This is a genomic window from Rhodospirillum centenum SW (genome assembly GCF_000016185.1).
GTDB classification, from domain to species: Bacteria; Pseudomonadota; Alphaproteobacteria; order Azospirillales; family Azospirillaceae; genus Rhodocista; species Rhodocista centena.
In genome coordinates, this window is the sequence record NC_011420.2 from 1,922,112 (window position 1) to 1,948,451 (window position 26,340).

24 protein-coding genes are annotated in these 26,340 nt (G+C 71.0%); 12 read left to right on the plus strand and 12 right to left on the minus strand.

The genetic code is table 11. The features are described from left to right. Positions 1–55: 55 nt before the first annotated feature. Entirely contained in the window at positions 56–1,450 is a 1,395-nt protein-coding gene (gene fumC, locus RC1_RS08945; protein ID WP_012567046.1) for a class II fumarate hydratase, read from the minus strand. A gap of 417 nt (positions 1,451–1,867) precedes the next feature. Here fumC and RC1_RS08950 point away from each other — a divergent pair, with 417 nt between their 5' ends. Then, positions 1,868–2,179, plus strand: a complete 312-nt coding sequence (locus RC1_RS08950) for a hypothetical protein (RefSeq protein ID WP_148213424.1) — start codon at positions 1,868–1,870, stop codon at positions 2,177–2,179. Positions 2,180–2,349: 170 nt separating this feature from the next. Then, positions 2,350–2,889 (plus strand): hypothetical protein, encoded by a 540-nt coding sequence (locus tag RC1_RS20040; RefSeq protein WP_012567048.1) that lies wholly within the window; start codon positions 2,350–2,352, stop codon positions 2,887–2,889. Positions 2,890–2,952: 63 nt separating this feature from the next. Here RC1_RS20040 and RC1_RS08960 read toward each other — a convergent pair whose 3' ends face one another. From RC1_RS08960 to RC1_RS08980, 5 genes are all read right to left on the minus strand, one after another. Next, positions 2,953–3,963 carry a TIGR00266 family protein gene (locus RC1_RS08960; RefSeq protein WP_202795572.1) on the minus strand — a complete coding sequence of 337 codons (1,011 nt, stop codon included), beginning with the start codon at positions 3,961–3,963 and terminating at the stop codon, positions 2,953–2,955. A 96-nt stretch (positions 3,964–4,059) separates the two neighbouring features. Next, positions 4,060–4,776, minus strand: a complete 717-nt coding sequence (locus RC1_RS20045; RefSeq protein WP_012567050.1) for a DUF533 domain-containing protein — start codon at positions 4,774–4,776, stop codon at positions 4,060–4,062. Positions 4,777–4,892: 116 nt separating this feature from the next. Further along, on the minus strand, positions 4,893–5,534 hold the full coding sequence (locus RC1_RS08970) for a LysE family translocator (RefSeq protein ID WP_012567051.1): 642 nt from the start codon (positions 5,532–5,534) through the stop codon (positions 4,893–4,895). A 33-nt stretch (positions 5,535–5,567) separates the two neighbouring features. Continuing rightward, a complete protein-coding gene (locus RC1_RS08975) occupies positions 5,568–5,834 on the minus strand; it encodes a hypothetical protein (protein ID WP_012567052.1) in 267 nt (88 codons plus the stop codon). A gap of 153 nt (positions 5,835–5,987) precedes the next feature. Then, positions 5,988–6,635, minus strand: a complete 648-nt coding sequence (locus RC1_RS08980) for a YeeE/YedE thiosulfate transporter family protein (RefSeq protein ID WP_012567053.1) — start codon at positions 6,633–6,635, stop codon at positions 5,988–5,990. Positions 6,636–6,934: 299 nt separating this feature from the next. On the opposite strand from RC1_RS08980, the gene RC1_RS08985 reads away from it, so the two are divergent. The 4 genes from RC1_RS08985 to RC1_RS09000 all read left to right on the plus strand — a co-directional run bounded on the left by RC1_RS08985 (position 6,935) and on the right by RC1_RS09000 (position 11,376). After that, positions 6,935–8,965 carry an elongation factor G gene (locus RC1_RS08985; protein WP_234703852.1) on the plus strand — a complete coding sequence of 677 codons (2,031 nt, stop codon included), beginning with the start codon at positions 6,935–6,937 and terminating at the stop codon, positions 8,963–8,965. Positions 8,966–9,233: 268 nt separating this feature from the next. Next, the gene (locus RC1_RS08990) at positions 9,234–10,004 is read left to right on the plus strand and encodes a phosphocholine cytidylyltransferase family protein (RefSeq protein ID WP_012567055.1); all 771 of its coding nucleotides are present in this window, start codon (positions 9,234–9,236) and stop codon (positions 10,002–10,004) included. 97 nt (positions 10,005–10,101) lie between these two features. Next, positions 10,102–10,620 carry a Dps family protein gene (locus tag RC1_RS08995; RefSeq protein WP_012567056.1) on the plus strand — a complete coding sequence of 173 codons (519 nt, stop codon included), beginning with the start codon at positions 10,102–10,104 and terminating at the stop codon, positions 10,618–10,620. Positions 10,621–10,896: 276 nt separating this feature from the next. Next, positions 10,897–11,376, plus strand: coding sequence for a Dps family protein (locus tag RC1_RS09000; protein WP_041785261.1), 480 nt, complete (start codon positions 10,897–10,899; stop codon positions 11,374–11,376). A 12-nt stretch (positions 11,377–11,388) separates the two neighbouring features. Here the strand turns inward: RC1_RS09000 and RC1_RS09005 are convergent, their stop codons facing one another. From RC1_RS09005 to RC1_RS09030, 6 genes are all read right to left on the minus strand, one after another. After that, the gene (locus RC1_RS09005; protein WP_012567058.1) at positions 11,389–12,003 is read right to left on the minus strand and encodes a glutathione S-transferase N-terminal domain-containing protein; all 615 of its coding nucleotides are present in this window, start codon (positions 12,001–12,003) and stop codon (positions 11,389–11,391) included. A gap of 115 nt (positions 12,004–12,118) precedes the next feature. Beyond that, positions 12,119–12,931, minus strand: a complete 813-nt coding sequence (locus RC1_RS09010; protein WP_012567059.1) for a universal stress protein — start codon at positions 12,929–12,931, stop codon at positions 12,119–12,121. A 196-nt stretch (positions 12,932–13,127) separates the two neighbouring features. Continuing rightward, positions 13,128–14,894, minus strand: coding sequence for an alpha/beta hydrolase family protein (locus RC1_RS20050; RefSeq protein ID WP_049766673.1), 1,767 nt, complete (start codon positions 14,892–14,894; stop codon positions 13,128–13,130). A 1,004-nt stretch (positions 14,895–15,898) separates the two neighbouring features. Beyond that, on the minus strand, positions 15,899–17,104 hold the full coding sequence (locus RC1_RS09020; protein WP_012567061.1) for a pyridoxal phosphate-dependent aminotransferase: 1,206 nt from the start codon (positions 17,102–17,104) through the stop codon (positions 15,899–15,901). A 488-nt stretch (positions 17,105–17,592) separates the two neighbouring features. Beyond that, positions 17,593–19,929 carry an excinuclease ABC subunit UvrB gene (uvrB, locus tag RC1_RS09025; protein ID WP_012567062.1) on the minus strand — a complete coding sequence of 779 codons (2,337 nt, stop codon included), beginning with the start codon at positions 19,927–19,929 and terminating at the stop codon, positions 17,593–17,595. Between the two features lie 4 nt (positions 19,930–19,933). After that, on the minus strand, positions 19,934–20,644 hold the full coding sequence (locus tag RC1_RS09030; protein ID WP_012567063.1) for an NERD domain-containing protein: 711 nt from the start codon (positions 20,642–20,644) through the stop codon (positions 19,934–19,936). Between the two features lie 153 nt (positions 20,645–20,797). On the opposite strand from RC1_RS09030, the gene RC1_RS09035 reads away from it, so the two are divergent. From RC1_RS09035 to RC1_RS09060, 6 genes are all read left to right on the plus strand, one after another. Then, complete coding sequence (locus RC1_RS09035; protein WP_336884707.1) at positions 20,798–21,592, plus strand: SDR family oxidoreductase; 795 nt, start codon at positions 20,798–20,800, stop codon at positions 21,590–21,592. A 607-nt stretch (positions 21,593–22,199) separates the two neighbouring features. Then, a complete protein-coding gene (gene uvrC / locus RC1_RS09040) occupies positions 22,200–24,209 on the plus strand; it encodes an excinuclease ABC subunit UvrC (RefSeq protein ID WP_083759428.1) in 2,010 nt (669 codons plus the stop codon). 108 nt (positions 24,210–24,317) lie between these two features. Further along, positions 24,318–24,914: a CDP-diacylglycerol--glycerol-3-phosphate 3-phosphatidyltransferase gene (gene pgsA, locus RC1_RS09045; RefSeq protein WP_012567067.1), complete on the plus strand. Its 597-nt coding sequence runs from the start codon at positions 24,318–24,320 to the stop codon at positions 24,912–24,914. Positions 24,915–25,137: 223 nt separating this feature from the next. After that, entirely contained in the window at positions 25,138–25,503 is a 366-nt protein-coding gene (locus tag RC1_RS09050) for a hypothetical protein (protein ID WP_041785264.1), read from the plus strand. Between the two features lie 103 nt (positions 25,504–25,606). Then, on the plus strand, positions 25,607–25,858 hold the full coding sequence (gene moaD / locus RC1_RS09055) for a molybdopterin converting factor subunit 1 (protein ID WP_012567069.1): 252 nt from the start codon (positions 25,607–25,609) through the stop codon (positions 25,856–25,858). 8 nt (positions 25,859–25,866) lie between these two features. Then, positions 25,867–26,325 carry a molybdenum cofactor biosynthesis protein MoaE gene (locus tag RC1_RS09060; protein ID WP_012567070.1) on the plus strand — a complete coding sequence of 153 codons (459 nt, stop codon included), beginning with the start codon at positions 25,867–25,869 and terminating at the stop codon, positions 26,323–26,325. Positions 26,326–26,340 lie beyond the last annotated feature (15 nt).

Genomic DNA, 26,340 nt, shown 5'->3' on the forward strand with positions numbered 1-26,340 from the left:
CAGCCCGGGGCGGCGTGGGGTGGCCCGCCGCCCCGCTTGGGACAGGTGGGCCGCATCAGCGCGGCCCGACCATGTCCTCCGGCCGTACCCACTGGCGGAACTGTTCTTCGGTCAACAGCCCCAGTTCGATGCCGGCCCGCATCAGCGTGGTGCCTTCCTTGTGCGCCTTCTTGGCGATCTTCGCCGCATTGTCGTAGCCGATGTGCGGGTTCAGCGCCGTGACCAGCATCAGGCTCTCATGCATCAGCCTGTCGATGCGCTCGCGGTTCGCCTCGATGCCGACGACGCAGTTCTCGGTGAAGCTGCGGCAGGCGTCGGCGATCAGCCGGATCGACTGCAGCAGGTTGTAGATCATCACCGGCTTGAAGACGTTCAGCTCGAAATGGCCGGTGGCGCCGGCCTGGCTGATGGTGACGTGGTTGCCCATCACCTGGGCGCAGACCATGGTCATGGCCTCGCTCTGGGTCGGGTTCACCTTGCCGGGCATGATGGAGCTGCCGGGCTCGTTCTCCGGCAGGCTGATCTCGCCGATGCCGCAGCGCGGGCCGGAGCCCAGCAGGCGGATGTCGTTGGCGATCTTCATCAGCGAGCAGGCCAGCGTGTTCATCACGCCCGACGCCTCGACCACCGAGTCATGGGCGGCCAGCGCCTCGAACTTGTTCGGGGCCGTGACGAAGGGCAGGCCGGTGATCTTCTCCACCTCCGCCGCGAAGGCCGCGTCGAAGCCCTTCCTGGCGTTCAGCCCGGTGCCGACGGCCGTGCCGCCCTGGGCGAGGCGCAGCAGCGCCGGCAGGCAGGACTTCGCCCGCTCGATGCCGTAGGCGACCTGCTGGGCGTAACCGCCGAACTCCTGCCCCAGGGTCAGGGGCGTCGCATCCTGAAGGTGGGTGCGGCCGATCTTGACGATGTCGGCGAACTCGCGGGCCTTGGCGTCCAGCGCGGCGTGGAGCTGCTCCAGCGCCGGGATCAGCTCGTGATGCACCTGCTCGGCGGCCGCGACATGCATGGCCGTCGGGAAGGTGTCGTTGGAGGACTGGCCCATGTTGACATGGTCGTTGGGATGGACAGGCTTCTTGCTGCCCATCTCCCCGCCCAGCAGCTCGATGGCGCGGTTGGAGATGACCTCGTTGGCGTTCATGTTCGTCTGGGTGCCCGAGCCGGTCTGCCAGACGACCAGGGGGAAGTGGTCGATCAGCGTGCCGTCGATCACCTCCTCGGCCGCGTCCACGATGGCGGCGCCGATCTTCGCGTCCAGCACCCCCAACGCCATATTGGTCTGGGCCGCGGCCTTCTTGACGATGCCGAGCGCGCGCACCAGGGGGGCGGGCATGCGCTCGCCGCCGATCCTGAAGTTCTGCAGAGACCGCTGGGTCTGGGCTCCCCAGTACCTGTCGGCGGGCACCTCGACGGGACCGAAGCTGTCGGTTTCGATGCGCACCTTGTCGGCCATTGGCCAGATCCTCCGGAAGGTCGAACGACGCTCCGCGTTGTAGCCCCACCGCCGCCGTCGGGCAATGGTGCCGGCCGGAGCGAAGGGACAGGTGACCGCGCGGACGGCAGGGCGACACCGCCACGGGAACAAACGCCGCCGCCGGCTGTCGTCATCCCGCGGGTGCCGGCACATCCGCCGCGGCCCCGTCGCCGCGGCGCTCCCCGGGGAGGAGGACAGCCGGTACCCCCGGAGAAGGCGGGGGTGGGGATGGAAGCCGGACGGCGGGGACTCCGGAAGCGGAAGGCGGTGGCGGGCCGGGCGGCCGCGCTGGCGGTGGTCGTCGTGTCCTGGGCCATGCCGGCCGCGGCAGGCGGAGGCGGCGGCCGGGAACCCGCCGCGGAAATACCGGCCGTGGTCGCCGGCCGGATCACAGAGATGCCGGCCGTAACCCGGTCGCGCCTGCTGGTGCTGCCCCCGACAGCCGGGCCGGCGCTGGCCGAGCCGGCCCTGCGCCTGGACCGCGCCCCCGACCGGCCGCGCACCGCCCCGGTGGACGCCCCCTTCTCCGGACACGGCTTCGCCGATGTCGGCAGCGTGCGGATGGGCATGGGCTGGGCCTTCGAGGGCGACGCCCTGTCCCTGGACCTGACGCCGGAGGCGGCCCGCTACCGCCTGCGCAGCCGGATCGAGCTGGACACCGGCGACGTGGTGGACCGGGTGATGCTGGGCGTCGTCATGCCGTTCTGACGCACCCGACCTGCAGAGACACCCCCCGCGGAAATGCCATCATGTCGCAGTTTTGCCTTCACTTGGGCACAGCGAGGGGCTAGTCCTTTCTCAGGATGCTTTAACCGGACCCTGTTACAGTTATCCAGGTTACAAGTATCCTGAATCGCAGCCGATCCCCACAGCCGATCATGTCCATCGAGACAGCCACGCCGTCCCTTCCCGCCGGCACCGCGCCCGTTGTGCGCCTTTACCTCACCCCCGCCCTGATCGCCGTCGCCATTGCCGCCCTGGCCGTGCTGGCGGCCTGCGCCCCGGACCGCCCGGTGCCGCACGGCGGCTATGGCGTGAACGAGCAGGCGGAGCGCCGGGCGGTGCTGGGCACCCCTGCCTTCGCGCAGTTCCCGCCTTACCGGATCGTGGCGCCGGAGGCCGTGGTGCCGGACCTGGACAGCCATCCGCAGGCGCGCGACTACGCCACCGCCCTGCGCCAGGGCGCTGCCCGCGGCGCGACCTTCGCCGGGCATCTGGCCGTGGCCCGCTGGAGCTGCGGCACGGGCTGCCAGCAGTGGGCCTTCATCGACGCGCTGGACGGGCGGGTGCTCTGGGGGCCGACGACGGCCGCCGGCGCCCGCTACACCATGGACAGCCGGCTGTTCGTCGCCGACGCGGACGGCACGGCGCGCTACTTCGTCTGGGACGGCAGCGCCCTGCGCCCGCTGGCCGGCTGAGGCAGCGGCGGCCCGGAAGCCGCCGCCCGCCATCCTCCAGCCTGTCGCCGGCGCGACCGGCCGTCAGCGGTTGCCCATCACGATGTCGCCCAGGGGGCCGAGGGCGCTGCCCTCCCCCTTCTTGCCCAGCGGCGTGGCGGCGGCCAGCATCCGCCCGGCGAGGCGCGAGAAGGGCAGGCTCTGGATCCAGACCCGGCCCGGCCCCCGCAGCGAGGCGAAGAACACCCCCTCCCCGCCGAACACCATCGACTTGATGCCGCCGACCTGGACGAGGTCGAAATCCACCTCCGGCGTCATCGCCGCGAGGCAGCCGGTATCGACGTGCAGTTCCTCACCGGCCGCGAGCTGACGCTCCACGACGGTGCCGCCGACATGCACGAAGACCCAGCCGTCGCCGGCCAGGTTCTGCATGATGAAGCCCTCGCCGCCGAACAGGCCGGTAAGGATGCGGCGCTGGAAATGGATGCCGATGGAGACGCCCTTGGCCGCGGCCAGGAAGCTGTCCTTCTGGCAGATCAGCCGGCCGCCGACATCGGACAGCTTCAGCGCCAGGATGGTGCCGGGATAGGGCGCGCCGAAGGCGACCTTTCCCTTGCCGGTCCCCTGATGGGTGAAGACGGTGGTGAACAGGCTCTCCCCGGTGATGACGCGCTTGCCGGCACCGATCAGCTTGTCCATGAAGCTGCCGCCCTCCGGCCCGGAGCCGTCGCCGAAGATGGTGGTCATCTCCACCCGGGAGTCCTTGTAGACCATGGCCCCGGCCTCGGCCACGGCACTCTCGCCGGGGTCGAGTTCGACCTCCACGAACTGCATCTCCTCGCCGTAGATGCGGAAGTCGATCTCGTCGGCGCGGCCGCCGCGGATGCCGGCCGACGGCGGCGGCGGCATCGCCCCGCCGGCCCAGGGGCTGGCGTCGGCCGACAGTTCCGCGACCGCCTTCACCGGCAGCCATTCCGGCATCCCCTGGCGCCAGCAGAAGGCGTCCGGGTTGCGCCGGGCGAAGTCGAGGGCGGCCTCACCCTGCAACGGGCCGACCTGTTCCCGCGACGTATGGAAGAACCACTGCGTCATCATCCGCTCTCCCCTTGTTCCCTGCCCTTCTGCACGGCTCCGTCCTTGCGACGGGTTCTTTTCTGTCATGGGGCCGTCGCCGGGCCCTGCGGTCTCCCGTCAGTCGTCGCTGCCGGCCCCGGCTTCGGCGAGGCGGGCCTCGATCTCCGCCACGGCGGCCTCGTCGAGGCCGAGGCGGCGGGCCAGCTCCGCCAGATAGTCCTGTTCCACCCGGGTGTCCGGCTCGATGGCGAGGCGGGAGGCGGCCCAGACCTCGGCCGCAGTGGCGGGGTCCTTCACCCGCGCGACCAGTCCATCCATGTCGCAGGGACCGGCCAGCAGCTCGTTGAAGCGGGCGAGCACGTCGTTCTCCGCCCCCTCCTCCTCCATCGCGTCGAGGATGTCGCGCTTCTCCTCCTCGTCCAGCACGCCGTCGGCCTTGGCCGCCTGCACAGCGGCATAGATCAGGAGATCGACGTCGGGCACCGGCGCCGGCGGGGTCAGCGCCCCCGGCGGCAGCGGCGGCGGGCCAGAGGGCGCGGCAGGCATGGGCACGGCGGGCAGGGGCACAACAGGCGGCGGCGCGGCAGGCGCGGCCCCAGCCCCGGGGGCGGCCCCGGGGAACGGTGGCGGCACGGCCTGCCCGCCCGGCGGCGGGGGCGGCTCGACCTGCGGCCCCTGCTGACGGCCGCGGAAATGTTCGTAGGCGGCGAATCCGATCCCGGCGATGAGCGTCAGCCCCTCGCGCGAGAAGGCTGCCCGGCGGGCGATCCCCCCCACCGATCTGCCGCGCAGGCTGTTGTCCAGAAACATGCCGAGAAGCCGTTCGACATCCATCCCCGGGTCTCCACCGACCATCGTGACCGGCCCCCTTATAGGGCATCCCGGCGCCCGCTGTCCCGGTCCGCTTGGGGGCACCCCGTCGGACCAGCGCTGCCGACCGGTCCCGTATGTCAGCCGCGCGGGGCCGCCACCAGCCGCAGCGCGAGCGCGACAAAGATCGTCCCCACCAGCCAGTTCTGCACCCGTGCCCAGAGCGGCCGGCGCAGCAGCCAGCGGCCCAGCCCCCCGGCGGAGACGCCGACGGCGGCGTTCACCAGGAAGCCCGGCACGAACAGGATCAGGCTGAGCACCAGGAACTGCGCCGCCATGCTGCCCGCCTCCGGCCGCACGAACTGCGGCAGGAAGGCCAGCATGAACAGCAGCAGCTTCGGGTTCAGCAGGCAGGTCAGCAGGCCGCGCCGGTAGACCGCCGCCAGGGCGGCGCGCTGATCCGTCGGCGCCACCGCGCCCAGCCCCGCCGGGCCGGCGCGGAAGGCGTTCCAGGCCGCCCACAGCAGATAGGCGGCGCCGAGCCAGCGCAGCAGGTCCAGCGCCAGGGGGGACGCCGCCACCAGCCCGGCGAAGCCCAGCGTCATCGCCACCGTGTGCAGCAGCAGCGCGGTGGCGACGCCGGCGGAGGCCGCCAGCCCGGCCCGCGGTCCGCCGCCCAGGCCGCTGGCGAAGCAGAGCAGCATGTCCGGTCCCGGGGTAAGGGAGAGGGCCACGGCGGCCAGGGTGTAGACGGCCAGGAGCTGGGGATCGAAGACAGGCATGGCGGGTCCCGGGATTGCGGCGCTGCGGGACCGCTATTGGACGGGGCGTCCGGGCGTCGCGCAAGCCCCGTCGTGCCCGGGCGGCGAACGACGTTCCCGCCGTTCCCGCCGCCGGGCGGCGCGGGCCGCCAGCCGACGGCGGGGCAGGAGCACGGCGGCGGCGCCTGCGGCGACCGCGAGCCAGGCGGGCAGCGCGTGCGTCGCCAGCGACGGCAGGGCGTGCAGCACCAGCACGTCGTTGCCGCCGTAGCTGAGCCCCGCCCCGCCGCCCATCAGGATGCCGCCGGCGAAGCACGCCACCGCCCGGGCCGGGATCGAAGTGCAGGCGGAAGCGGCCGGAGGCGCGCACCGACACCGTCGCCCCGGCGAGCACGGCCGCCGTCAGCAGCGCCACCTTCCCAAGGCCCGGAAATGCCGTTCCGGCGACACCTGTCTGGCCCAGGGCGCGGGGGATCAGGGAGGTGTACATTCCAGGGGCCCGTGCAGGGCGTAGAGCGTGCCGCCGGCGACTCTAATCACCGCCGTCGCCGCGAAAGGGGTTCCAGCGCGCCCGGCTCCAGGGCGTTGCGCCAGGCCCGGCCGCGGGACCAGCCGCACCAGCAGGGCCGTCCCGGCCACCAGGAGGGCCGCCACCAGCAGCAGCGACCAGGGGTGCGGCTCGGCCAGGACGCTGGTCCGGTCCGGCGCCGGAACCTCCCGCGCCAGCCCGCGCCAGAGGGCCAGCAGGCCGAGCCCGCCGGCCAGCCCGGCCGCCGCCGCGAGATAGGAGAGGTCGCCGCCGCCCAGCCGGGTGACCGTGCTGAAGGCGCAGCCGCGGTTGACCGCCGCCCCCATCCCGAAGACGAAGGCGCCCGCCAGCAGGGGGAGATCCACCGGCAGGCTGACCGCCAGCGTCGAGCGCGGCAGCAGCCAGGCCAGCGGCACCGTCACCGCCAGAACCCAGGCGGAGCAGGCGAGGATCGCCACGCCCTGCCGCGGCCGGCGGCGGTCCAGCAGTTCCTGCACTGCCGCCACGGCGCAGATCGAGCCCTTCTGTGATGCCAGCCCGACGATGAAGGCCAGCGGCAGCGACACCAGCACCATGACGACCGCGAGAAGCACCCCCGTTCCCCCTTCCTGCCGCGTCCCCTGCCCCCGACAACGGCGGCCGACGCGCTCCGCTCCCGCACGGGAACCGCACGGAACCGCCGCGGCCGGCCCCGGAAGGGCGACAGCCTGGCGCGGGCGTGCGCGCAGTTTCCCCCTCGACACCGTCGTCGGAACGGGTGTTCGATTGATCCAGGAGGAACAAGCGCACCAGGCCGACTGTCGGGTCGGCGGGCGGCGCGCAAGCCCGCCTGAAGACCGCGAGAGCCGCACCGGGGCGTGATCGTACACGGAGGTGTGGCATGAATGACGGCATGAGGTCAGGGCCGCGCGTCGCGGCCCTGGTCGGACCCTATCTCAGCGGCAAGACGACGCTGCTGGAGAGCCTTCTCGCGGCCACCGGCGCCGTCGCGCGCAAGGGCAGCACGACCGAGGGCAGCAGCCTGGGCGATGCCTCGCCCGAGGCCCGCGCGCGGCACATGACCATCGACATGAATCTGGCCGCCGCCGAGTTCCTGGGCGAGCGCTGGCATTTCCTGGACTGCCCCGGCTCGATCGAGCTGGCGGCCGAGGCGCAGCGGGCGCTGTGCGTGGCCGACGTGGCGGTCGTCGTCTGCGAACCCGACCCGGACAAGGCGGCGGCGCTGGCGCCGCTGTTCAGGTTCCTGGACGATCTTGCCATCCCGCACATGGTCTTCATCAACAAGATGGACCAGCTCGCCGGGGCGGACCTGCGCGTGCGCGACCTGATGCAGGCGCTGCAGGGCGCCTCGCAGCGGCCGCTGGTGCTGCGGCAGGTCCCCATCCGCGACGGGCAGGAGGTCACCGGCTACGTCGATCTGGTCAGCGAGCGCGCCTACCGCTGGCGCCCCGGCCAGGCGTCGGACCTGGTGCCGCTGCCCGACACCGTGCGCGAGCGCGAGCAGGATGCCCGGCAGACCATGCTGGAGTCGCTGGCCGACTTCGACGACACCCTGATGGAGCAGCTTCTGGAGGACATGGCGCCCGAGCGCGGCGAGGTCTACCGGCAACTCTCGCAGGATCTGGCGCGCGACCTGATCGTGCCCGTCTTCCTGGGCTGCGCCGACCGCGACCACGGTGTCCGCCGGCTGCTGAAGGCGCTGCGCCACGAGACGCCGGACAGCACGCAGAGCGCCGCCCGCCTGGGGATCCCCGAGGGCCAGACGGTCGTGCAGGTGTTCAAGACCTTCCACGCCAGCCATGCCGGCAAGCTGTCCATCGCCCGCGTCTGGCGCGGCACGGTCGGCGACGGGGCCGTTCTGTCCGGCGACAAGGCCAGCGGCCTGTTCGACTTCGTCGGCCTTGCCGCCACCAAGCGCGGCCCCGCCGCCCAGGGCGAGGTGGTCGCCATCGGCAAGCTGGAGCATGCGCGCAGCGGCGACGTGCTGTCCGACGCCGGACCGGCCGTGCGCGCGACCTTCTGGCCGGAGCCGTCGGTGCCGGTCCATGCCGTCGCCATCGCCGCCGAGCAGAAGACCGACGAGGTCAAGCTGACCGCCGCCATCCAGAAGCTGATCGACGAGGACGCAAGCCTGTGCTTCCAGCACGGCGGCGACACGGGCGAGCTGATCCTGTCCGGCCAGGGCGCGGTGCATCTGGCCATCGCCATCGACCGGCTGCGCAGCCGCTACAACGTGGCCGTCCGCTCCCACCCGCCGGCGGTGCCGTACCGCGAGACGATCCGGAAACCGACCGAGCAGCACGCCCGCTTCAAGCGCCAGACCGGCGGCCACGGCCAGTTCGCCGACGTGCATGTGGAGGTGCGGCCGCTGGCCCGCGGCGAGGGCTTCCGCTTCGAGGACAGGATCGTCGGCGGCGTCATCCCGCGCACCTACATCCCCGCCGTGGAGGAAGGGGCGAAGGAGGCGCTGGCCCTGGGGCCGCTGGGCTTCCCCGTCGTTGACGTGGCCATGACCCTGACCAACGGCCAGTACCATGCCGTGGACAGCAGCGAACAGGCCTTCAAGACCGCCGGCCGCATGGCCATGCAGGAGGCCCTGCCGAAGTGCGAGCCGGTGCTGCTGGAACCGATCCTGCTGGTCACCCTGTCGGTGCCGTCGGAGTTCACGCCCAAGGTGCAGCGCATGGTCAGCCAGCGCCGCGGCCAGATCCTGGGCTTCGACGCCCGGCCCGGCTGGCCCGGCTGGGACGAGACCAAGGCCTACATCCCGCAGGCCGACATGGCCGACCTGATCGTGGAGATGCGGTCCCTGAGCCAGGGGCTCGGCACCTACACGGCCGAGCTGGCGCATCTGGCCGAGCTGAACGGCAAGCTGGCCGACCGCGTGATCGAAAGCCGCGCCGCCGCCATCGCGGCCCAGTAGCCGCCGGTCCGGTAACCGCCGTCACAGCGAACGCCGGCTGATCCCGCCCAAGGGCGGAGCGGACCCCGGGGCCATCCCCGGGGTCCGTCCGTTCCGGCCCTCTTGTCCGGCCCCGGGGCGGTCCCCATCCTGCTGCGGCGTGCGCAAGCGTCTTGCAGCCGCCGCCGGCTTGCCGCAGTAAGAGCGTCGCCAGTTTCCCTGGAGTGGGTACGCCCTCCGGCGCGCCGGTTCCGTCCGGCGCCCGCGGGGCCAGTGTCGGGAGCCGTTCTTGAAAGCCATCATCCTGAGCGCCGGGCAGGGCAAGCGGCTGATGCCGCTGACCGCGGACCAGCCGAAATGCCTGATCGCGCTGTCCGGCCGCACCCTGCTGGAATGGCAGTTGCGCCATCTGGCGCAGGCCGGCGTGGAGGAGGCCGTCGTCGTCACCGGATTCGGCGCCGACATGGTGGACCAGGCCATCGCGGCCATGCCGCTGTCGGGCATCCGGGTGAGGACCCTGCACAACCCCTTCTACGCCCTGGCCGACAATCTGGGGAGCTGCTGGGCCGCCCGCGGAGAGATGGGGGACGGCTTCCTGATCCTGAACGGCGACACCCTGTTTCCGACCGCCGCGGCGGCACGGTTGCTGGCCGCAGGGGACGCGCCGATCACGGTCACCATCGACCGCAAGGACGGCTACGACGCCGACGACATGAAGGTGCGGACGGCCCCCGACGGGCGGCTGCTGGCCATCGGCAAGACCCTGCCGGCGGAGATCGTCAACGGCGAGTCCATCGGCTTCCTGAAGTTCACGCCCGAGGGCGGCCACCGCTTCCGGACGGAGGTGGAGCGCGCCCTGCGCGCGCCGGAAGGGCTGAAGCTCTGGTATCTCTCGGTGATCGACCGCATCGCCCGGGCGACGCCGGAAGATGCGACGCCGGTGGTCGGCACCGTGGGCATCGAGGGGCTGGAGTGGGGCGAGATGGACTTTCCCGCCGATGTCCGCCGCAACGAGGAACTGACCCGCGGCTGGCTGGCGGCCGAAGCCGCCGGGCGTTAGCCGCGGCAGGACGCCGCAGCCATTCCGACCCGCCTGCCGTGACCCGGTGCTCTTTCCGCTGTTGCAGGGACACGTTCCCTGAACGCGGAGAGAAACGATGGACCAGCAACTGACCGATACCCAGCGCACGCCCCCGTCGCACGAGGCGCTGCCCGTGCAGACCGGGCTGCCCGAGGACGCCCGGCAGGATCTGGCACAGGGGCTGGCGCGGGTCCTGGCCGATACCTACACGCTGCTGGGCAAGACGCACGGCTTCCACTGGAACGTCACCGGCCGGCAGTTCCATTCCCTGCACGAGATGTTCCAGGAACAGTACGAGGATCTGACCGGGGCCGTGGACGACCTGGCCGAGCGCATCCGCGCCCTGGGCCACTTCGCCCCCGGCAGCCTGAGCCAGTTCCTGAAGCTGACCGAGATCGAGGACGAGCACGGCGTGCCCGCGCCGCAGGAGATGCTGAGCCAGCTCGTGCGCGACAACGAGACGGTGACGCGGACCTGCCGCGAGGTGGTGGACATCGCCCAGGAGGCCGGGGACACGGTCACCGAGGACCTGATGAACCAGCGCATGGCCTATCACGAGAAGGCGGCCTGGATGCTGCGCGCCAGCATCGGCTGAGCCGCCGTCCCGGCAGAGACCGGCCAGAAGACGGGCGGGCCCCCGCGGCCCGCCCGTTCCGTTGTGCGGGTCCCGCCGGAGCCGGAAAAGGGGAGCGGCGATACCCCTGCCATAGGTAGTGCTTCTTCAAGGGCCCGGAGGGGCTTATCCTTTGTGTGCGACGCATAGCCGGTAAACTTGGAAGAATTCTAAACTGGGCTTGAGGGGATGTCCCCGCCCCGTTAGGATCGCCAGCGGATGGCCGGTTACGGCTCACAGCATCGAGGAGAAGCGATTATGGCCAAGGCAATGACCATCGACATCGGCATTCCGGAAGCGGACCGCAAGGAGATCGCGGACGGGCTGTCCGCCCTGCTGGCGGACACCTTCTCGCTCTACCTGAAGACCCATGGCTTCCACTGGAACGTCACGGGCCCGATGTTCAACACGCTCCACACCATGTTCATGACCCAGTACACGGAGCTGTGGAACGCGCTGGACGACATCGCCGAGCGCATCCGCTCCCTGGGCTTCCCGGCCCCGGCCAGCAGCACCCAGTACGCCGCCCTGACCTCGGTGACGGAGGAGACGGCCGTGCCGTCCGCGATGGAGATGGTGCGCCAGCTCGTCGCCGGGCACGAGGCCGTGGCGCGCACTGCGCGGCGCGTCTTCCCGGCCGCCGAGAAGGGCGGCGACGAGTCGACCGCCGATCTGCTGACGCAGCGTCTCCAGATCCATGAGAAGACCGCCTGGATGCTGCGCTCCCTGCTGGAATAGCAGCCTGCCCGCTCAGCCGAAGGCCGTCGCCTGCATCGACGGCCTTCGGCCGACCTCGTCGTACCAGTCCGCCAGCCGCGGCGCGAGGCTGCGCCAGCCCAGCGCGGCGTGGCGGAAATCCAGATAGGCCAAGGCGACGGCAAGGCCGATGTCGCCCAGGTCGAAGTGCTCCGGCTCCCCGGGCTCGCCGTCCGGGAAGCGGGCCTTCTCCAGCGCCGGCACGGCCCGGCGCAGCGCCGCCGTCTGGCGCGACACCCAGCCGGCGGAGCGTTCCGCCTCCGGCCGCCGTCCCTCCACGACGGCCGCGAAGGCCGCGTCGGTGACGCCGCGGGCCAGCGCCGCCAGCCGCAGCGCCCGCCAGCGTGCCGGCCCGATGGGGGCCAGCAGCCGCGGGGCCGGGCCGGAGGCGTCCAGCCATTCCGCGATCAGGTCGCTGTCCACCAGCGTCGTGCCGTCCTCAAGGTCCAGCGCGGGCACCTTTGACAACGGATTGACGGCCAGCAGGGCCGCCGGGTCCGACCAGGGGTCGCAGAACACCGTCTCGACGGCGCTCTCCAGCCCCTTCTCCTGCACCACCACCAGCACCTTGCGCGCATAGGGCGAGGTGCCGTTGACATAGAGCTTCATCGCCTGTTTCCCGTGGCGCCTGGTGCCCGCTGCGGCCGCCCCCTCCATAGGGATCGTCACCCTCGAACAGGCGTGAGGCGGCGTCCTCCCGCCCGGACGGACGGAGGGGCGGTGATCAGTGCGTGACCAGCAGCGGCACCTTGGTGTGCTGCAGGACGTACTTGCTGACGCCGCCGAGGATGCGGGTGCGCAGGCGGCTGTGGCCGTAGACGCCCATCACGATCAGCCCGGCCCCGGCGATCCGCGCCTCCTCCAGAATGGTGTCGCCGACATCGTGGTCGTCGGCGCCGATGGTGCGCAGTTCCACCTGGACGCCGTGTTCGGCCAGGAACTGCGACAGGCCGGCGCCGGGCAGATCCTTGGAGCCGTGCGGCTGGGCGCAGACGACGGTGACGCCCTCGGCCTCCTTCAGCAGCGGCAGCGCGTCGCGCACGGCCGACGCCGCCTCCCGCGAGGATTTCCAGGCGATCAGGATGCGGGTGGGGTCGATCACGCTGTCGCGGCCCTGGGGCAGCACGATCACCGGCGCGCTGGCGGCGAAGGGCAGGAACTCCGTCAGGTCGGCGTGGAAATCGTTGAAGGCGCTGCGCGGCGCGTCCTGGCTGATGACGATGGCGTCCGCATAGCGGCCGTGCAGGGCGAGGTGCTCGGCGGCGTCGCCCAGTTCCATCAGGAATTCATGGCGCAGCCCGTTGCGCCCGCAGACCGCCTCGAAATGTTCCCGGGCCTCGGCCGAGACCTCCTCCGCCCGCAGCACGGCATCGCGCATGGACACGCCATAGGGCAGGCCGGGAAGCTGCATGGGAAGGCAGATGAACAGGCCGCGCAGCCGTGCCTGCTGGCGGGCCGCGAACTCGGCCGCGATCTCCACCCGCCGACGGCTGTCAGGATCGGGGCCGATGTGGACGAGGACGGTCTTGAATCCCACGGGCGCTCTCCTTGATCTTTGATTTTATTATATGTTTCCGGCCAGGGCGGGGAGGGTCCGCCGCCCTGCCGCGCTCCGGATCGCCGCGGACCCGGGACGTCCGCCTGGAACGGCCCCGGATTGTCGCCGGAGGCGCCCCCCCAGTCCAGCCCCTGATCAATGACGGCCCCGTGACCGGACGGAACCGTGACCGCCGCTACTTCTGCCCGTCACCCCCGTCATCCGTGCAGGAGGTGCATTCACCCCCCAGATACGTGTGGAGAAACCGCTCGATGGCCTCGCTGGAGACGATGACGCCGTCGAGCGAGCTGATCTCATGGCCGTCCTCCGGCAGGGTCACCAGGGTGGATGTCCGCCCCGCCGCCGCCATCCGGGCCTGCATCTGGCGCACGGGACCGACAGGCGTGACCTCGTCCTTCTCTCCCTGCACGAAGAGCGTGGGCGGGAAGCCCTCCCGGGTGCCGGTGAGCGGCGACGCCGCCACACGCCGCCGTTTCAGATCGGCATCATCCGGATCGCCCAGGTAACGGAGTTGCTCCATCCCCGCGGAACCCATTGATCGGGCGTAAGCTAAGAACTGTTCCAGGTCCACGAGGCCGCCGAGGGCGACGACGGCGCGGTAGGGCGTGCCGGGGCGGTTGGCCGCCGCCAGCGCCAGATAGCTGCCGAAGCTGCCGCCCACCAGCGCCACCCGGTCCCGCCGCGCCAGTCCCGCCGACACCGCCCAGGCCAGCGTGTCCTCAACATCGTCCAGCATGGCCCCGTCGAACTGACGGAACCCCGCCTTCTGGAAGGCCTGCCCGAAGCCGGTGGAGCCGCGGTAGTCGGGCATGATCACCGTATAGCCCCGGTCGGCCAGGAACAGGGTCAACTGGTCCAGATGGGGTTTGTTCTGCTCCTGTGGACCGCCGTGCAGCATGACAATCGCAGGGCCATCGGTGCCGGCTGCCGCATCGGCCCGGCGCCGGACCGTGTAGACCGGCAGTTCGGTCCCGTCCCGCGCCGTGATGAAGCGGAAGTCGAAGGCGAAGGCCCCCATCAGGTCGCACCCGGACGAAAGCCGCTGCACCGCCCTGGCCTTGATGTCCAGGATGACGTCGTCCACCTGCCCGTCGCGGCTGTAGACCCGCAGGAGCTGGCGTTCGCCCGTAGCATCGGCTGCCGTGACCGAGACGAAGGCGGTGGGCGCACCGAAGGCCGTCTGCAAGGCCGGTTCGATCCAGGCGGAGTCGTGATCGAACAGGGCGATGCGGGAGAAGCCGGCGGTCTCGACCGCCCCGAAAGCCGTGCGCCCGTCGGCGGAGAGCAGCAGATCAGAGACATCGCCGCGGGCCGGAGCCCAGAGCGGCGTCACGGTACCGTCGCCGCCCAGTTTCCCGAAGGCCAGCAGACCCCGCCCGTCCCAGTACCGCACATGGCTCCAGGGTATCCCGTCCATGACCAGACCGCGCCCCATACGGAGGTAGTCCGCAGGGAAGACCGTGTCCTTGTCGATGGTCAGCAGCGGGGTCGGTGTCCGCCCCTGGCGGATCTCCTCGACCGTGCCGAGAAAGAGGTGCCGGAGATCCAGGGGGTCGCCCACCTCATTGGGGCGGCCGGCGACAGCGTAGATACGGTCCTCGGCATCGACCACCCAGCGCACGATATCGCCCGGATTCCGGACCAGCAGCTCTGCCGTACCGCTGGACAGGTCCACGGTGAACAGGTCACCGCCCTTATGATGCCTGTCGGCGGACAGCGGGTCCGCATCCGCTCCCAGCCGCAGGGCGATGAAACCGGTATGCGGCTGCGCCGGATAGCCCAGGCGCGTCACCCGGTCTGGCAGCAGGATTCTTCTGTCCTGGGGCATCTCCCGGGCGAGAGGGACGACCAGGGGGCGCTCGGAGACGTCCGGCTCCAGGGTGACCAGGATCGGCGTCTTGTCCCGCAGCACCACCAGGAACCGGCTCGCCGTTCCATCCAAGGGGACATAAACCGTCACGTCCTCGACTACGCGCTCACGCCCCGATACGAGGTCGCGGGTCTTCAGCAGGGTGCGACTGCCTTCGGTGCGGATCGGTCCCGGGGTGCGCGCCCTGGCAACAAGGCGCAGCCCGTCCGCCGAGAGACCCTCGGCATCGGTCCGGCAGACGGGCTGATAGTAATGGATATAGGGAGCTGTCGGCCCTTCATCTGCAGAAGCCCCCGCCCCCGGTCCTCCGGTAATGACTGCGGCGAAGAATACCGGAACCACGAACAAGACACGATCCAGCTTTCTCATCGAAACGAAGTCCCACTTATCGGAATTGCGCCAGACAGAATGAAGGACCTTCCTTGAGGCCAGAACCTCAGGAGCCGAGCCCACCTGTTACCGCGGTAGCACACCCGGCGGCCAACCATGACCTGCGTCAAGGATACGCTGGCGGGCCCCGTCCGCACTTCCTAAAAATGGCGGCAAGGGGCCGCACTTACGCGGCCCGTCCGGGAGGAAGCCATGACGGCCCGCCGTGGATGCCTGAATTTTGCCGCCCTGGGTTGTGCCCTGGCCCTGGCCGCTGCCTTTTCGCCCGTCGAAGCGCAGAGCGCCGACCGGACGGACCCGAAGCCGGCCCCGCGCCCCTCGCAGGCCGAGTCCGTCCCCCTGGGCGCGGCGGCCTGATCCGCGCGGGGGCCTGTCCGCGCGGGCGATGCCTGCCCCGGAGGGGGAAACCCCTGCCCCCCGGTGTCAGGTCAGGCTGACAGCCTTTTCCGGATCGCCGGCGGGAAATACAGAACTTTTAACAGCTTGCATGGATGGCCCGGACTTGCTTGAGCCCGGCCCCGCGATCCGGGCCGCGTGAGACGGGGTCCGGCCCCCCATCGGCTCCGGTCGTGCTTCCGCCACTGCCGCGGCATGTCCCGCGGCAGCACTCAAGGGCGGCGGCCTGCCTGCGCCGCCGCCCGGTTTTCCGGTCCCGCTTCCGTTCGGCGTTCCGACCCCGGCCGGCGTCAGCGCAGCGAGGCGCAGAAGCGCTGGATGCGGCGGCACGCCTCCTCCAGCACCGTCTCCGACGTGGCGTAGCTGATGCGGAAGTGCGGCGACAGGCCGAAGGCCGCGCCATGCACGACGGCCACGCCTTCCGCCTCCAGCAGTTCGGTGGCGAAGTCCTCGTCACTGCCGATCACCCGGCCGCCGGGGGTGGAGAGGCCCAGCGTGGCGGCGCAGGAGGGGTAGACGTAGAACGCCCCCTCCGGATTCGGGCAGGACAGGCCCTTGGCCTGGTTCAGCATGCTGACCACGAGATCGCGGCGGCGGGCGAACACCTCGGCCTGGCGGGGGATGTAGTCCTGCGGGCCGTTCAGCGCCTCGGTCGCCGCCGCCTGGGAGATGGAGGTGGGGTTGGAGGTGGACTGGCTCTGGATCACGCCCATCGCCTTGATCAGCTCCTTCGGACCGCCGGCGAAGCCGATGCGCCAGCCGGTCATGCTGTACGCCTTGGAGACGCCGTTGACCGTGAGCGTGCGGCCCAGAAGACCGGGCACCACCTGGGCGATGGTGGCGAAGCGGAAGCCGTCATAGACCAGGTGCTCGTACATGTCGTCGCTCATCACCCAGACCTGGGGATGGCGCAGCAGCACCTCCCCCAGCGCCGTCAGCTCGGCGGCCGTGTAGGCGGCGCCGGTGGGGTTGGAGGGCGAGTTCAGGATCAGCCACTTGGTGCGCGGCGTGATGGCCGCCTCCAGCGCCGCGGGCGTCAGCTTGAAGCCCGCCTCCGCCGGGCAGGCGACGGGCACCGGCGTGCCCTCGGCCAGCAGCACCATGTCCGGATAGCTGACCCAGTAGGGCGCCGGCACGATCACCTCGTCACCCGGATCGAGCGTCGCCAGCAGGGCGTTGAAGAGCACCTGCTTGCCGCCGGTGCCGACGGTGATCTGCGTCGCCGGGTCGTACTCCAGCCCGTTGTCACGGCGGAACTTGGCGGCCACGGCCTTCTTCAGCTCGGGCGTGCCGTCCACGTCGGTGTACTTGGTGAAGCCGCGGCGGATCGCCTCGATGGCGGCGTCCTTGATGCTGTCCGGCGTGTCGAAGTCCGGCTCCCCCGCCCCCAGCCCGATGACGTCGCGCCCCGCGGCCTTCAGCGCGCGGGCCTTGGAGGTGACGGCGATGGTGGCCGACGGCTTGATGCGGGAAAGACGGCTGGCGAGGAACGGCATGGCTGGCCCCGGGGCGGTGGTCGGTGGATCGGTCCGGGCGGACGGGCCGCGACGGTACGCCCCACGCCCCGGAGGGGCAAGGGCCAGCCGCGGCAGAGGTGCGATGCGGCCGGCGGACGGCGGGAGGCGATGCACCACGGAGGCACGGAGGACACGGGAGGGGCACGGAGGGCGCAGGAAGGGCCCTGCCTGCCGGGGTCACGCGGACTCGCACAGGGGCGGCGGCAGGCGCTTGGCGGCGGCAGGCGCGCGGCATGCGGTGATTCAGGACACGGATGAACGCGGATAACCACGGATAGCCACGGATGAACCGGATGAGACCTGTTCCTGTCCGCGCCATCCGTGCGCCGGCGCAGCCGGCATCCATGGCCATCCGCGTTCCCTGCCCTACGCCTGGGGTGTCGGCCCGCAAGATGCGCGCGACCTCCGAGGGCGGGCGGAAACTCCGTGTCCTCCGTGCCTCCGTGGTGAGAAGATCCGGTGGGCGCCTACCGCCGCTTCCGGGTCCGGGTGCCGCCGAACTGGACACCGCCGACGTCCAGGCCGCCGTCGTCGGTGGCGTGTGCGCCCTTGGGGGCGCCTTTGGGAGCCCCCTTGGCGGACTTCGTGTCGCCGCGGCCGCGGCCCTTCGCGGCGGCGTGGTCTGCCCGGGCGTGGTCTCCCCGGGCGCTGGCGCGCAGGGCGGTGCTGCCGGGGATGCCGGGGGCGGCGAGGCCGAGGTCGATGGCTTCCAGGCGGCGGATCTCGTCGCGGATCTTCGCCGCCGTCTCGAACTCCAGGTCCGCGGCGGCCGTGCGCATCTTCTTCTCCAGGTCCGCGATGACGGCCTTGATGTCCTTGCCGGCCAGGAGGTTGCCGGCGGCGCCCGTGTCCACCTCCACGCGGTCGCCGCGTTCGTAGACGCTGCCCAGCACGTCGGCGATGTTCTTGCGCACGCTCTCCGGCGTGATGCCGTGTTCGGCGTTGTAGGCGAGCTGGCGGGCGCGGCGGCGCGCCGTCTCCTCCAGCGCCGCCTTCATGCTGGCCGTCTCCTTGTCGGCATAGAGGATGGCGCGGCCTTCCAGGTTGCGCGCGGCGCGGCCGATGGTCTGGATCAGCGAGGTGCGGGAGCGCAGATAGCCCTCCTTGTCCGCGTCCAGGATGGCGACGAGGCCGCATTCGGGGATGTCCAGCCCCTCGCGCAGCAGGTTGATGCCGATCAGCACGTCGAACACGCCCAGGCGCAGGTCGCGGATGATCTCGATGCGCTCCAGCGTCTCCACGTCGGAGTGGATGTAGCGGACCTTGATGCCCGCCTCCATCATGTACTCGGTCAGCGCCTCGGCCATCTTCTTGGTCAGGGTGGTGACCAGCACGCGCAGGCCCTTGGCCACCACCTCGCGCACCTCGGCCATCACGTCGTCCACCTGCGTCTCCGTCGGGCGGACGATCACCTCCGGGTCCACGAGGCCGGTGGGGCGCACCACCTGCTCGACGAAGACGCCGCCGGTGCGCTCCAGCTCCCAGGGCCCCGGGGTGGCGGAGACGAAGACCGTGGGCGGGCGCATGGTGTCCCACTCCTCGAACTTCAGCGGCCGGTTGTCCTTGCAGGAGGGCAGCCGGAAGCCGAAATCCGCCAGCGTGGACTTGCGCATGAAGTCGCCGCGGAACATGCCGCCGATCTGGGGCACCATGACGTGGCTCTCGTCCACGATCAGCAGCGCGTCCTCGGGCAGATACTCGAACAGGGTCGGCGGCGGCTCGCCCGGATTGCGGCCCGAGAGGTAGCGGGAATAGTTCTCGATGCCGGCGCAGGAGCCGGTGGCGGCCATCATCTCGATGTCGAAGGTGGTGCGCTGCTCCAGCCGCTGCGCTTCCAGCAGCTTGCCCTCGGCGTAGAACTCCTCCAGCCGCAGCTTCAGGTCGCGCTTGATCTGCTCCACCGCCTGCTGGAGCGTGGGCTTGGGCGTGACATAGTGGCTGTTGGCGTAGATCCGCACCTCCTTCAGCGCCCCCTGCTTCTCCCCGGTCAGGGGGTCGAACTCGTGGATCGCCTCCACCTCGTCCCCGAACAGGGAGAAGCGCCAGGCCCGGTCCTCCATGTGCGCGGGGAACAGCTCCACCGTGTCGCCGCGCACCCGGAAGGTGCCGCGGGAGAAGCCGGCATCGTTCCGGCGGTACTGCAGCTCCACGAGCTGCTGGAGGAACTTCTGCCGGTGCAGCGCCTGCCCGACGACGACGTCCACCGTCATCGCCTGATAGGTCTCCACCGAGCCGATACCGTAGATGCAGGAGACCGAGGCCACGATCACCGCATCGCGCCGCTCCAGCAGGGCGCGGGTGGCGGCATGGCGCATGCGGTCGATCTGCTCGTTGATCGTGGATTCCTTCTCGATATAGGTATCGGTGCGCGGGACGTAGGCTTCCGGCTGGTAATAGTCGTAGTAGCTGACGAAGTATTCGACCGCGTTGTCGGGGAAGAAGCTCTTCATCTCCCCGTAGAGCTGCGCGGCCAGCGTCTTGTTCGGCGCCAGGATCAGGGTCGGGCGCTGCAGCGCCTGGATGACGTGCGCCATGGTGAAGGTCTTGCCCGAGCCGGTGACGCCCAGCAGCACCTGGTCGCGCTCACCCCGGCGCAGGCCCTCCGTCAGCTCGGCGATGGCGCGCGGCTGGTCGCCCGCCGGGGCGAACTCGCTGACCACCGTCAGGGGCGCGCGCTGCGGCGGGCTTTCCACCCGCGTGCGCCAGGGCATCACGGCGGAACCGGCGGGATCGGAGCCGGCGGCAGCAGAGCCGGCAGCAGCAGAGCCGGCGGTGGGGGCGGTGTCGGGGCGGTCCTGGGGCATGCCCCTAGGATAGGACGCGGCGGCCCGCCGTTCCAGTGCCCGATCCCGTTCTGTTCGCCCCGGCCCGCCCGCCGGTGCGGCCGCTGGCCTGGGAGAACGCCTTGGACAGGGTGTCCCAGGCCGCGTCCAGGGCCGGCGAGGCGCCCCCGTCCTCGGCCGCCATGTCGCGGATCGCCTTGGCGAAATCGTCCATGACGCAGGTCCCCTTGGGCGGCCGGGGACCGAGGTCGGCGCTGCGCGGGAACACGGTCAGCACCCGGATGCGGACCAGCGGGAAGCGGCCGCGGATGGCCTGGATCAGGGGATGCAGCCTGACCACCGGATTGGGGAAGCTGCCGACCTTGCCCCCCGGCGCGACATAGCGCCAGAGGCCGGACCCGGCATTGGCCTTCACCGGCCCGACCACGTCGTGCGGGCCGGAATGGACCAGCAGGACCGAGGCCGGCAGCCGCAGCACATGGTCCACCTTCAGCACCTTGCCATGCCCGTCATGGATGCGGACATCGTGGATCGCCTCGAAGGGCAACTCGTCCAGCACGATGCGACGCTTGTAGAGGTCGGCGTCGTACTGCCGCGCCGACGGCATCCGGCGCCGCCGCGAGACCAGCGCCAGCAGCAGCACCAGGACGAGCACGGCCAACACCAGCGCCAGGGCGCCGGCCGTCACCAGTTCGCCGGGGCTCAGACCCGTCTGTTGCACAAGCGTGGAAAGCATGGGGGTTGCTTAGCTCTTTTATGCGCCCCTGTCACCGTTGCGGGTCCCCGCCCGCCCCGCATGCCATATCGCCACTGACACCTGCCCGGCCGGAGCGTTACGCTGCCGGGCGACAGGTGACGGAGCGCAGGCGGGGGAGCGACGATGCCGGTGATGGCGAAGAAGGCGGTACTGGTGACGGGGGCGGCGATGGGCGTGGGCGCCGCCATCGCGGAGGACCTGGGGGCCGACGGCTGGAACGTGGGTGTCCACTACTTCACCCAGAAGGACCTGGCCGACCAGGTGGTGGCGAACATCCGCCGCAACGGCGGCACGGCCCACGCGCTCCAGGCCAATCTGGCGAGCGAGGCCGACACGGCGGGGCTGATCCCGCAGGCCTTCCAGACGCTGGGGGCGCTGACCCTGCTGATCAACGCCGCCTCCGTGTTCGAGGACGACACGGCCCTGACCGCCACCCGGCGCTGCTGGGACCGGCACATGGAGACGAACCTGCGGGCGCCGTTCGTGCTGATCCAGCAGTTCGCCCGCCAGCTTTCCGAGACCGAGAGCGGCTGCGTCATCAACGTGCTGGACCAGCGGGTGCTGAACCTGACGCCGCACTATCTGAGCTACACCGTGTCCAAGGCCGGGCTGTGGACCCTGACCCGCACGCTGGCGCTGGCGCTGGCCCCGCGCATCCGGGTCAACGGCATCGGCCCGGGGCAGGAGTTCCGCCCGGCGCGGGAGCCCGACGCCAAAGGTGCCGCCATGGCAGCGGCCCCGCCCCTGGATCCCGACGAGCACGCGCGCAGCCTGCCGCTGCGCAGGCGCGTGGGCGTGGAGGAGGTCTGCCGCGCCGTCCACTTCATCCTGGAAACCCCGTCCCTGACCGGCCAGATGCTGGCGCTGGACGCGGGCGAGCACATGGGCTGGGCGCTGCCGACCTCGGTCCTGCCGGGCGGGTCGTGACCCCCGGGAGCGGGCGGTGCCGGCGGGCGGCCGGACGGGACTCCGGGCCGGCGCGCCTGTGCCGCAGTGCGGCAGGTGCTGTGCTGCAAATCCGCACGGAGAAGACAGACCGCCCCCCTGGCCCTGTTCTTTCGGCAGGCTCTGGCCGGGGGCCGGACCCAAGGATGGTTCGCCCGCCGAAATAAAGGGAGCCGAAGTTTTGCACACCCCCCGGCTGCGCCCCACGCCCCCGCCTGTCAAGCCGAAAAATCCGCCACATGACGGGACCGTGACCCCTTGACTTGAAAAAAGCTCAATGAAATCAATGACGTCATATTTGATGCCCAAAAAATGAGCAGGGACGTGAAAGCCGCGGAGCGCTTAGGGTCCCACAGCACAGACCAGGGCTTATCCGCAGAGTTATCCACAGGAATCGTGGATGACTTCCCGATTACCCCTCCCGGAAGGGTGGGGCCGGTCGATTCGACGTCCCGCCCCGGGCCGGGGCCGGCATCCTGCGGATCGGCGGCGGCCGCAGCGCCCGCGGCGCGGCATGCCCGGGTTGCCCGTCACCCGCGTTGACCATGGCGGCGGGATCGGCCACATGAGCGGCATGCACCCCGATGAGATGCCTCCCCCGCAGGACGCGGAGACCCTGCCGTCTGTGAACAGCCCGGCGACGGACGGTCCTGCCGACGCCGCCCCCGCCGTTCCGGACGGGGGGCCGGGAGAAGACGGAAGCACCGCCCCCGCCGAGGCGCGCCCGGGCCGGCGGCGACGCGGCAGCGTGGCGGACCTGGCCCGCGGGGTGGAGACGATCAAGGGGTATCTGCGCACCCTGCCCGACCGGCCCGGCGTCTACCGCATGCTGAGCGCCGAGGGGGACGTGCTCTATGTCGGCAAGGCGCGGAACCTGAAGCGGCGCGTCACCAACTACACCCAGGTCGCCAAGCTGCCCGTGCGCCTGCAGCGCATGGTGGCCGAGACGGTCACCATGGAGTTCGTCACCACCCACACGGAGGTGGAGGCGCTGCTGCTGGAGTCGAACCTGATCAAGCGGCTGATGCCGCGCTACAACGTGCTGCTGCGGGACGACAAGAGCTTCCCGCACATCCTGATCACGGGCGACCACCCCTTCCCCCAGCTCACCAAGCACCGCGGCGCCCGCGACCGTGCCGGCAGCTATTACGGCCCCTTCGCCAGCGCCGGAGCGGTGAACCGGGTGATGACGGCGCTGCAGCGCGCCTTCCAGATCCGCACCTGCACCGACACGGTGTTCGCCAGCCGGACACGGCCCTGTCTCCAGTTCCAGATCAAGCGCTGCACGGCGCCCTGCGTCGGCCGGGTCGGCGACGCCGGCTACGCCGCCCAGGTGGCCGAGGCGAAGTCCTTCCTGTCGGGCCGGAGTTCGGAGGTGCAGGCGCGGCTGGCCCGGGCCATGCAGGACGCGGCCGAGGCGCTGGAGTTCGAGACGGCGGCCAAGCTGCGCGACCGCATCCGCGCCCTGACCGCCATCCAGGCGCATCAGGACATCAATGTCGAAGGGGTGGAGGATGCCGACGTGATCGCCGCGCACCAGGACGGCGGCGTCACCTGCATCCAGGTCTTCTTCTTCCGCGGCGGCCGCAACTACGGCAACCGCGCCTATTTCCCCAGCCACGACAAGGCCCAGGATACGCCCGAGGTGCTGTCCGCCTTCGTCGCCCAGTTCTACGAGAACAAGGCCGCCCCGGAGCTGGTGCTGGTCAGCGAGGACCTGCCCGAACACGCGCTGCTGCAGGAGGCGCTGTCGGTGCGCGCCGGGCACAGGGTGGCGCTGGTGGCCCCCAAGCGCGGCGACAAGCGCCGGGTGGTGGACCATGCCCTGACCAACGCGCGGGAGGCGCATGGCCGCCGGCTGGCGGAGAGCGGCAGCCAGGCGAAGCTGCTGGCCGGGGTGGCCGAGGTCTTCGGTCTGGCGGAACCGCCGCAGCGGATCGAGGTCTACGACAACTCCCACATCCAGGGCACGAACGCCGTGGGCGGCATGATCGTGGCCGGCCCCGAGGGCTTCCTGAAGTCCGCCTACCGCAAGTTCAACATCAAGGACCCGGCCGCCGCCGGCGACGACTACGCCATGATGCGGGAGGTGCTGACCCGGCGCTTCGAGCGGGCCCTGAAGGAGGACCCGGAGCGCACGGGCGGCACCTGGCCCGACCTGCTGCTGATCGACGGCGGCGAGGGCCAGCTTGCCGTGGCGCTGGAGGTGCTGGCCGAGCTGGGCATCGACGACGTGCCGCTGGCCGGCATCGCCAAGGGACCGGACCGCGACGCCGGCCGCGAGCGCTTCTTCCTGCCCGGCCGTCCGCCCTTCGGACTCGATCCGAAGAGCCCCGTCCTCTACTACCTCCAGCGCCTGCGCGACGAGGCGCACCGCTTCGCCATCGGCACCCACCGGGCGCGGCGGGAGAAGGCGCTGGGCGCCAGCCCGCTGGACGAGATCGCCGGCATCGGGCCGCGGCGCAAGAAGGCGCTGCTGCACCATTTCGGCTCGGCCCGCGCCGTCTCCCGCGCCGGACTGCAGGACCTCGCCAGCGTCGAGGGGATCAGCGAGGCGGTGGCCAGAATCATCTATGACCACTTCCATCCGGACGGCTAGGATGGGCCCGGCCCGGAACCGGGCCAAGGAACCGGACGCGGCTGCGCCCGGTTCCGCCAGCAGCCGGGGCGACCCGGTCTGCCGTGACCGCGAAGTGTTTGGACGCCGATGCTGACCAGCCTGCCCAACATCCTGACCCTGTCCCGGATCGTCGTCATTCCGGTGATCGTGGCGCTGTTCTTCGTGCCGGGGCCGTCGGCCGCCTACACCGCCTGCGCCCTGTTCGCGGCGGCCGGCATCACCGACTGGTTCGACGGCTACCTGGCCCGCGCCTGGCGGGAGGAGAGCGTCATCGGCAAGTTCCTGGACCCGATCGCCGACAAGCTGCTGGTCGCCGCCGTGCTGATGATGCTGGTGGCGGTGGACAAGGTGGCCGGCTGGGCCGTGATCGCCGCCGTCGTCATCCTGCTGCGCGAGGTCATGGTGTCCGGCCTGCGCGAATTCCTGGCCGGCCTGCAGGTGGGCGTGCCGGTCAGCCGGCTGGCGAAGTGGAAGACCGGCATCCAGATGGGGGCCATCGGCGTGCTGATTGTCGGCGACGACGGTCCCGGCTGGCTGCCCACCACCCTGATCGGCGAGGCCGGCCTCTGGGTCGCCGCCCTGCTGACCCTGGTCACCGGCTGGGACTATCTGCGCGCCGGCCTGCGCCACATGCTGGCGCCCTTGCCGGAAAAGCCGCCGCGGGCGACCGAGGTGCGGACCTGAGGTCGGGCCGGCACAGGAGCGCACGCCTGCAAGCGGGCGCCCCTACAAGAGAAGTCCAAGGCGAATGCATACAAGTAGACGGCGGAGCATCGAAAGCCGAAGACTTCCGAGGCTTCCTTCCAGGCGATGACGCCGACTGTACTGCATCTCGACACCGGAACAAATAATGGGTATTTCTTTCGTCGTGCCGCCGGACGGTCGGCGGCCTGACGATGAGGACTCCATGATCCGTCGCGCGCTTGCTGCAAGTGTCCTGGTCCCCGTCCTTCTTGCCGGGGCCGCGCTGGCCGACGGCCGGCAGGATTTCACCCTGGTCAACAAGACCGGCTACACGATCTCCGAAGTCTACGTCTCCTCGGCCAAGACGGACGACTGGGAAGAGGACGTGATGGGCCGCGACGTCCTGGAGGACGGCGACCGCGTCCAGATCTCCTTCCCCTACAAGGAGAAGTCGTGCAAGTGGGACCTGAAGGTCGTCTATGACGATGGCGAGGAAGCCGTCTGGAACGGCTTCGACCTCTGCCGGACCTCGGTGATCCGCATCCGCTACAACCGCAATGACGGCAGCACCTGGGCCGAGTACGAGTGACGGCTGAGGCAGAGCCCCTCCCCGCCGGTCCGCTGCCTTGTCCGGGCTTCCGTCCCTGGCCGGGTGCGCTATGTATGGGGGCGAGACCGCGGGGAGGATTGCTGTGAAGCTGCTCTATTTCGCCTGGCTGCGCACCAAGGTCGGCCTGTCCGAGGAAACGGTGGAGCCGCCGCCCGGGGTGACGGACGTGGCCGGCCTGATCGACTGGCTGAAGGGGCGCGGCCCCGGCTATGCCGACGCGCTGGCCAATCTGGCCGTCGTGAAGGTGGCCGTGAACCAGGAATACGTCCCCTTCGAGCATCCGGTCCGGCCGGGGGACGAGGTGGCGCTGTTCCCCCCGGTCACCGGCGGCTGAGGCCCCCCGTGACGGTACGCGTGCAGGCGGAGGATTTCGATGTCGGCGCCGAGCTGGCGGCCCTGACCCGCGGCAATCCGCGGATCGGCGGGCTGGCCTGCTTCGTCGGGCTGGTGCGCGACCTGCACCCCGGCGCCGCGGATGCCGCCGCCGTCCAGGCCCTGACCCTGGAACACTATCCCGGCATGACGGAGCGCCAGATCGGCGCCATCGCGGCCGAGGCGAAGGCGCGCTGGCCGCTGGAGTCGGTGCTGGTGATCCACCGCCACGGCCGGCTGGAGCCGGGCGACCGCATCGTGCTGGTGGCCTGTGCCAGCGCCCACCGGGACGCCGCCTTCGCCGCCTGCCAGTTCCTGATGGACTGGCTGAAGACCCGCGCCCCCTTCTGGAAGCGGGAAGAGACCGTGGAGGGCGGCCGCTGGGTGGAGGCCCGTGCAGAGGACGAGGCGGCAGCCCGGAAGTGGTAGTCCATCCGGCTGCGA

Coding starts and splice junctions, on each gene's coding strand:
- RC1_RS08995 (WP_012567056.1), top strand. CDS start 10,102: ATGGACCAGCAACTGACCGATACCCAGCGCACGCCCCCGTCGCACGAG.
- uvrC (WP_083759428.1), top strand. CDS start 22,200: ATGCCTCCCCCGCAGGACGCGGAGACCCTGCCGTCTGTGAACAGCCCG.
- RC1_RS09030 (WP_012567063.1), bottom strand. CDS start 20,644: ATGCTTTCCACGCTTGTGCAACAGACGGGTCTGAGCCCCGGCGAACTG.
- RC1_RS20045 (WP_012567050.1), bottom strand. CDS start 4,776: ATGGATGTCGAACGGCTTCTCGGCATGTTTCTGGACAACAGCCTGCGC.
- RC1_RS20040 (WP_012567048.1), top strand. CDS start 2,350: ATGTCCATCGAGACAGCCACGCCGTCCCTTCCCGCCGGCACCGCGCCC.
- RC1_RS08950 (WP_148213424.1), top strand. CDS start 1,868: ATGCCGGCCGTAACCCGGTCGCGCCTGCTGGTGCTGCCCCCGACAGCC.
- RC1_RS09020 (WP_012567061.1), bottom strand. CDS start 17,104: ATGCCGTTCCTCGCCAGCCGTCTTTCCCGCATCAAGCCGTCGGCCACC.
- RC1_RS08985 (WP_234703852.1), top strand. CDS start 6,935: ATGAGGTCAGGGCCGCGCGTCGCGGCCCTGGTCGGACCCTATCTCAGC.
- RC1_RS09050 (WP_041785264.1), top strand. CDS start 25,138: ATGATCCGTCGCGCGCTTGCTGCAAGTGTCCTGGTCCCCGTCCTTCTT.
- pgsA (WP_012567067.1), top strand. CDS start 24,318: ATGCTGACCAGCCTGCCCAACATCCTGACCCTGTCCCGGATCGTCGTC.
- RC1_RS08960 (WP_202795572.1), bottom strand. CDS start 3,963: ATGATGACGCAGTGGTTCTTCCATACGTCGCGGGAACAGGTCGGCCCG.
- RC1_RS09035 (WP_336884707.1), top strand. CDS start 20,798: ATGGCGAAGAAGGCGGTACTGGTGACGGGGGCGGCGATGGGCGTGGGC.
- uvrB (WP_012567062.1), bottom strand. CDS start 19,929: ATGCCCCAGGACCGCCCCGACACCGCCCCCACCGCCGGCTCTGCTGCT.
- RC1_RS08970 (WP_012567051.1), bottom strand. CDS start 5,534: ATGCCTGTCTTCGATCCCCAGCTCCTGGCCGTCTACACCCTGGCCGCC.
- RC1_RS09005 (WP_012567058.1), bottom strand. CDS start 12,003: ATGAAGCTCTATGTCAACGGCACCTCGCCCTATGCGCGCAAGGTGCTG.
- RC1_RS09000 (WP_041785261.1), top strand. CDS start 10,897: ATGGCCAAGGCAATGACCATCGACATCGGCATTCCGGAAGCGGACCGC.
- fumC (WP_012567046.1), bottom strand. CDS start 1,450: ATGGCCGACAAGGTGCGCATCGAAACCGACAGCTTCGGTCCCGTCGAG.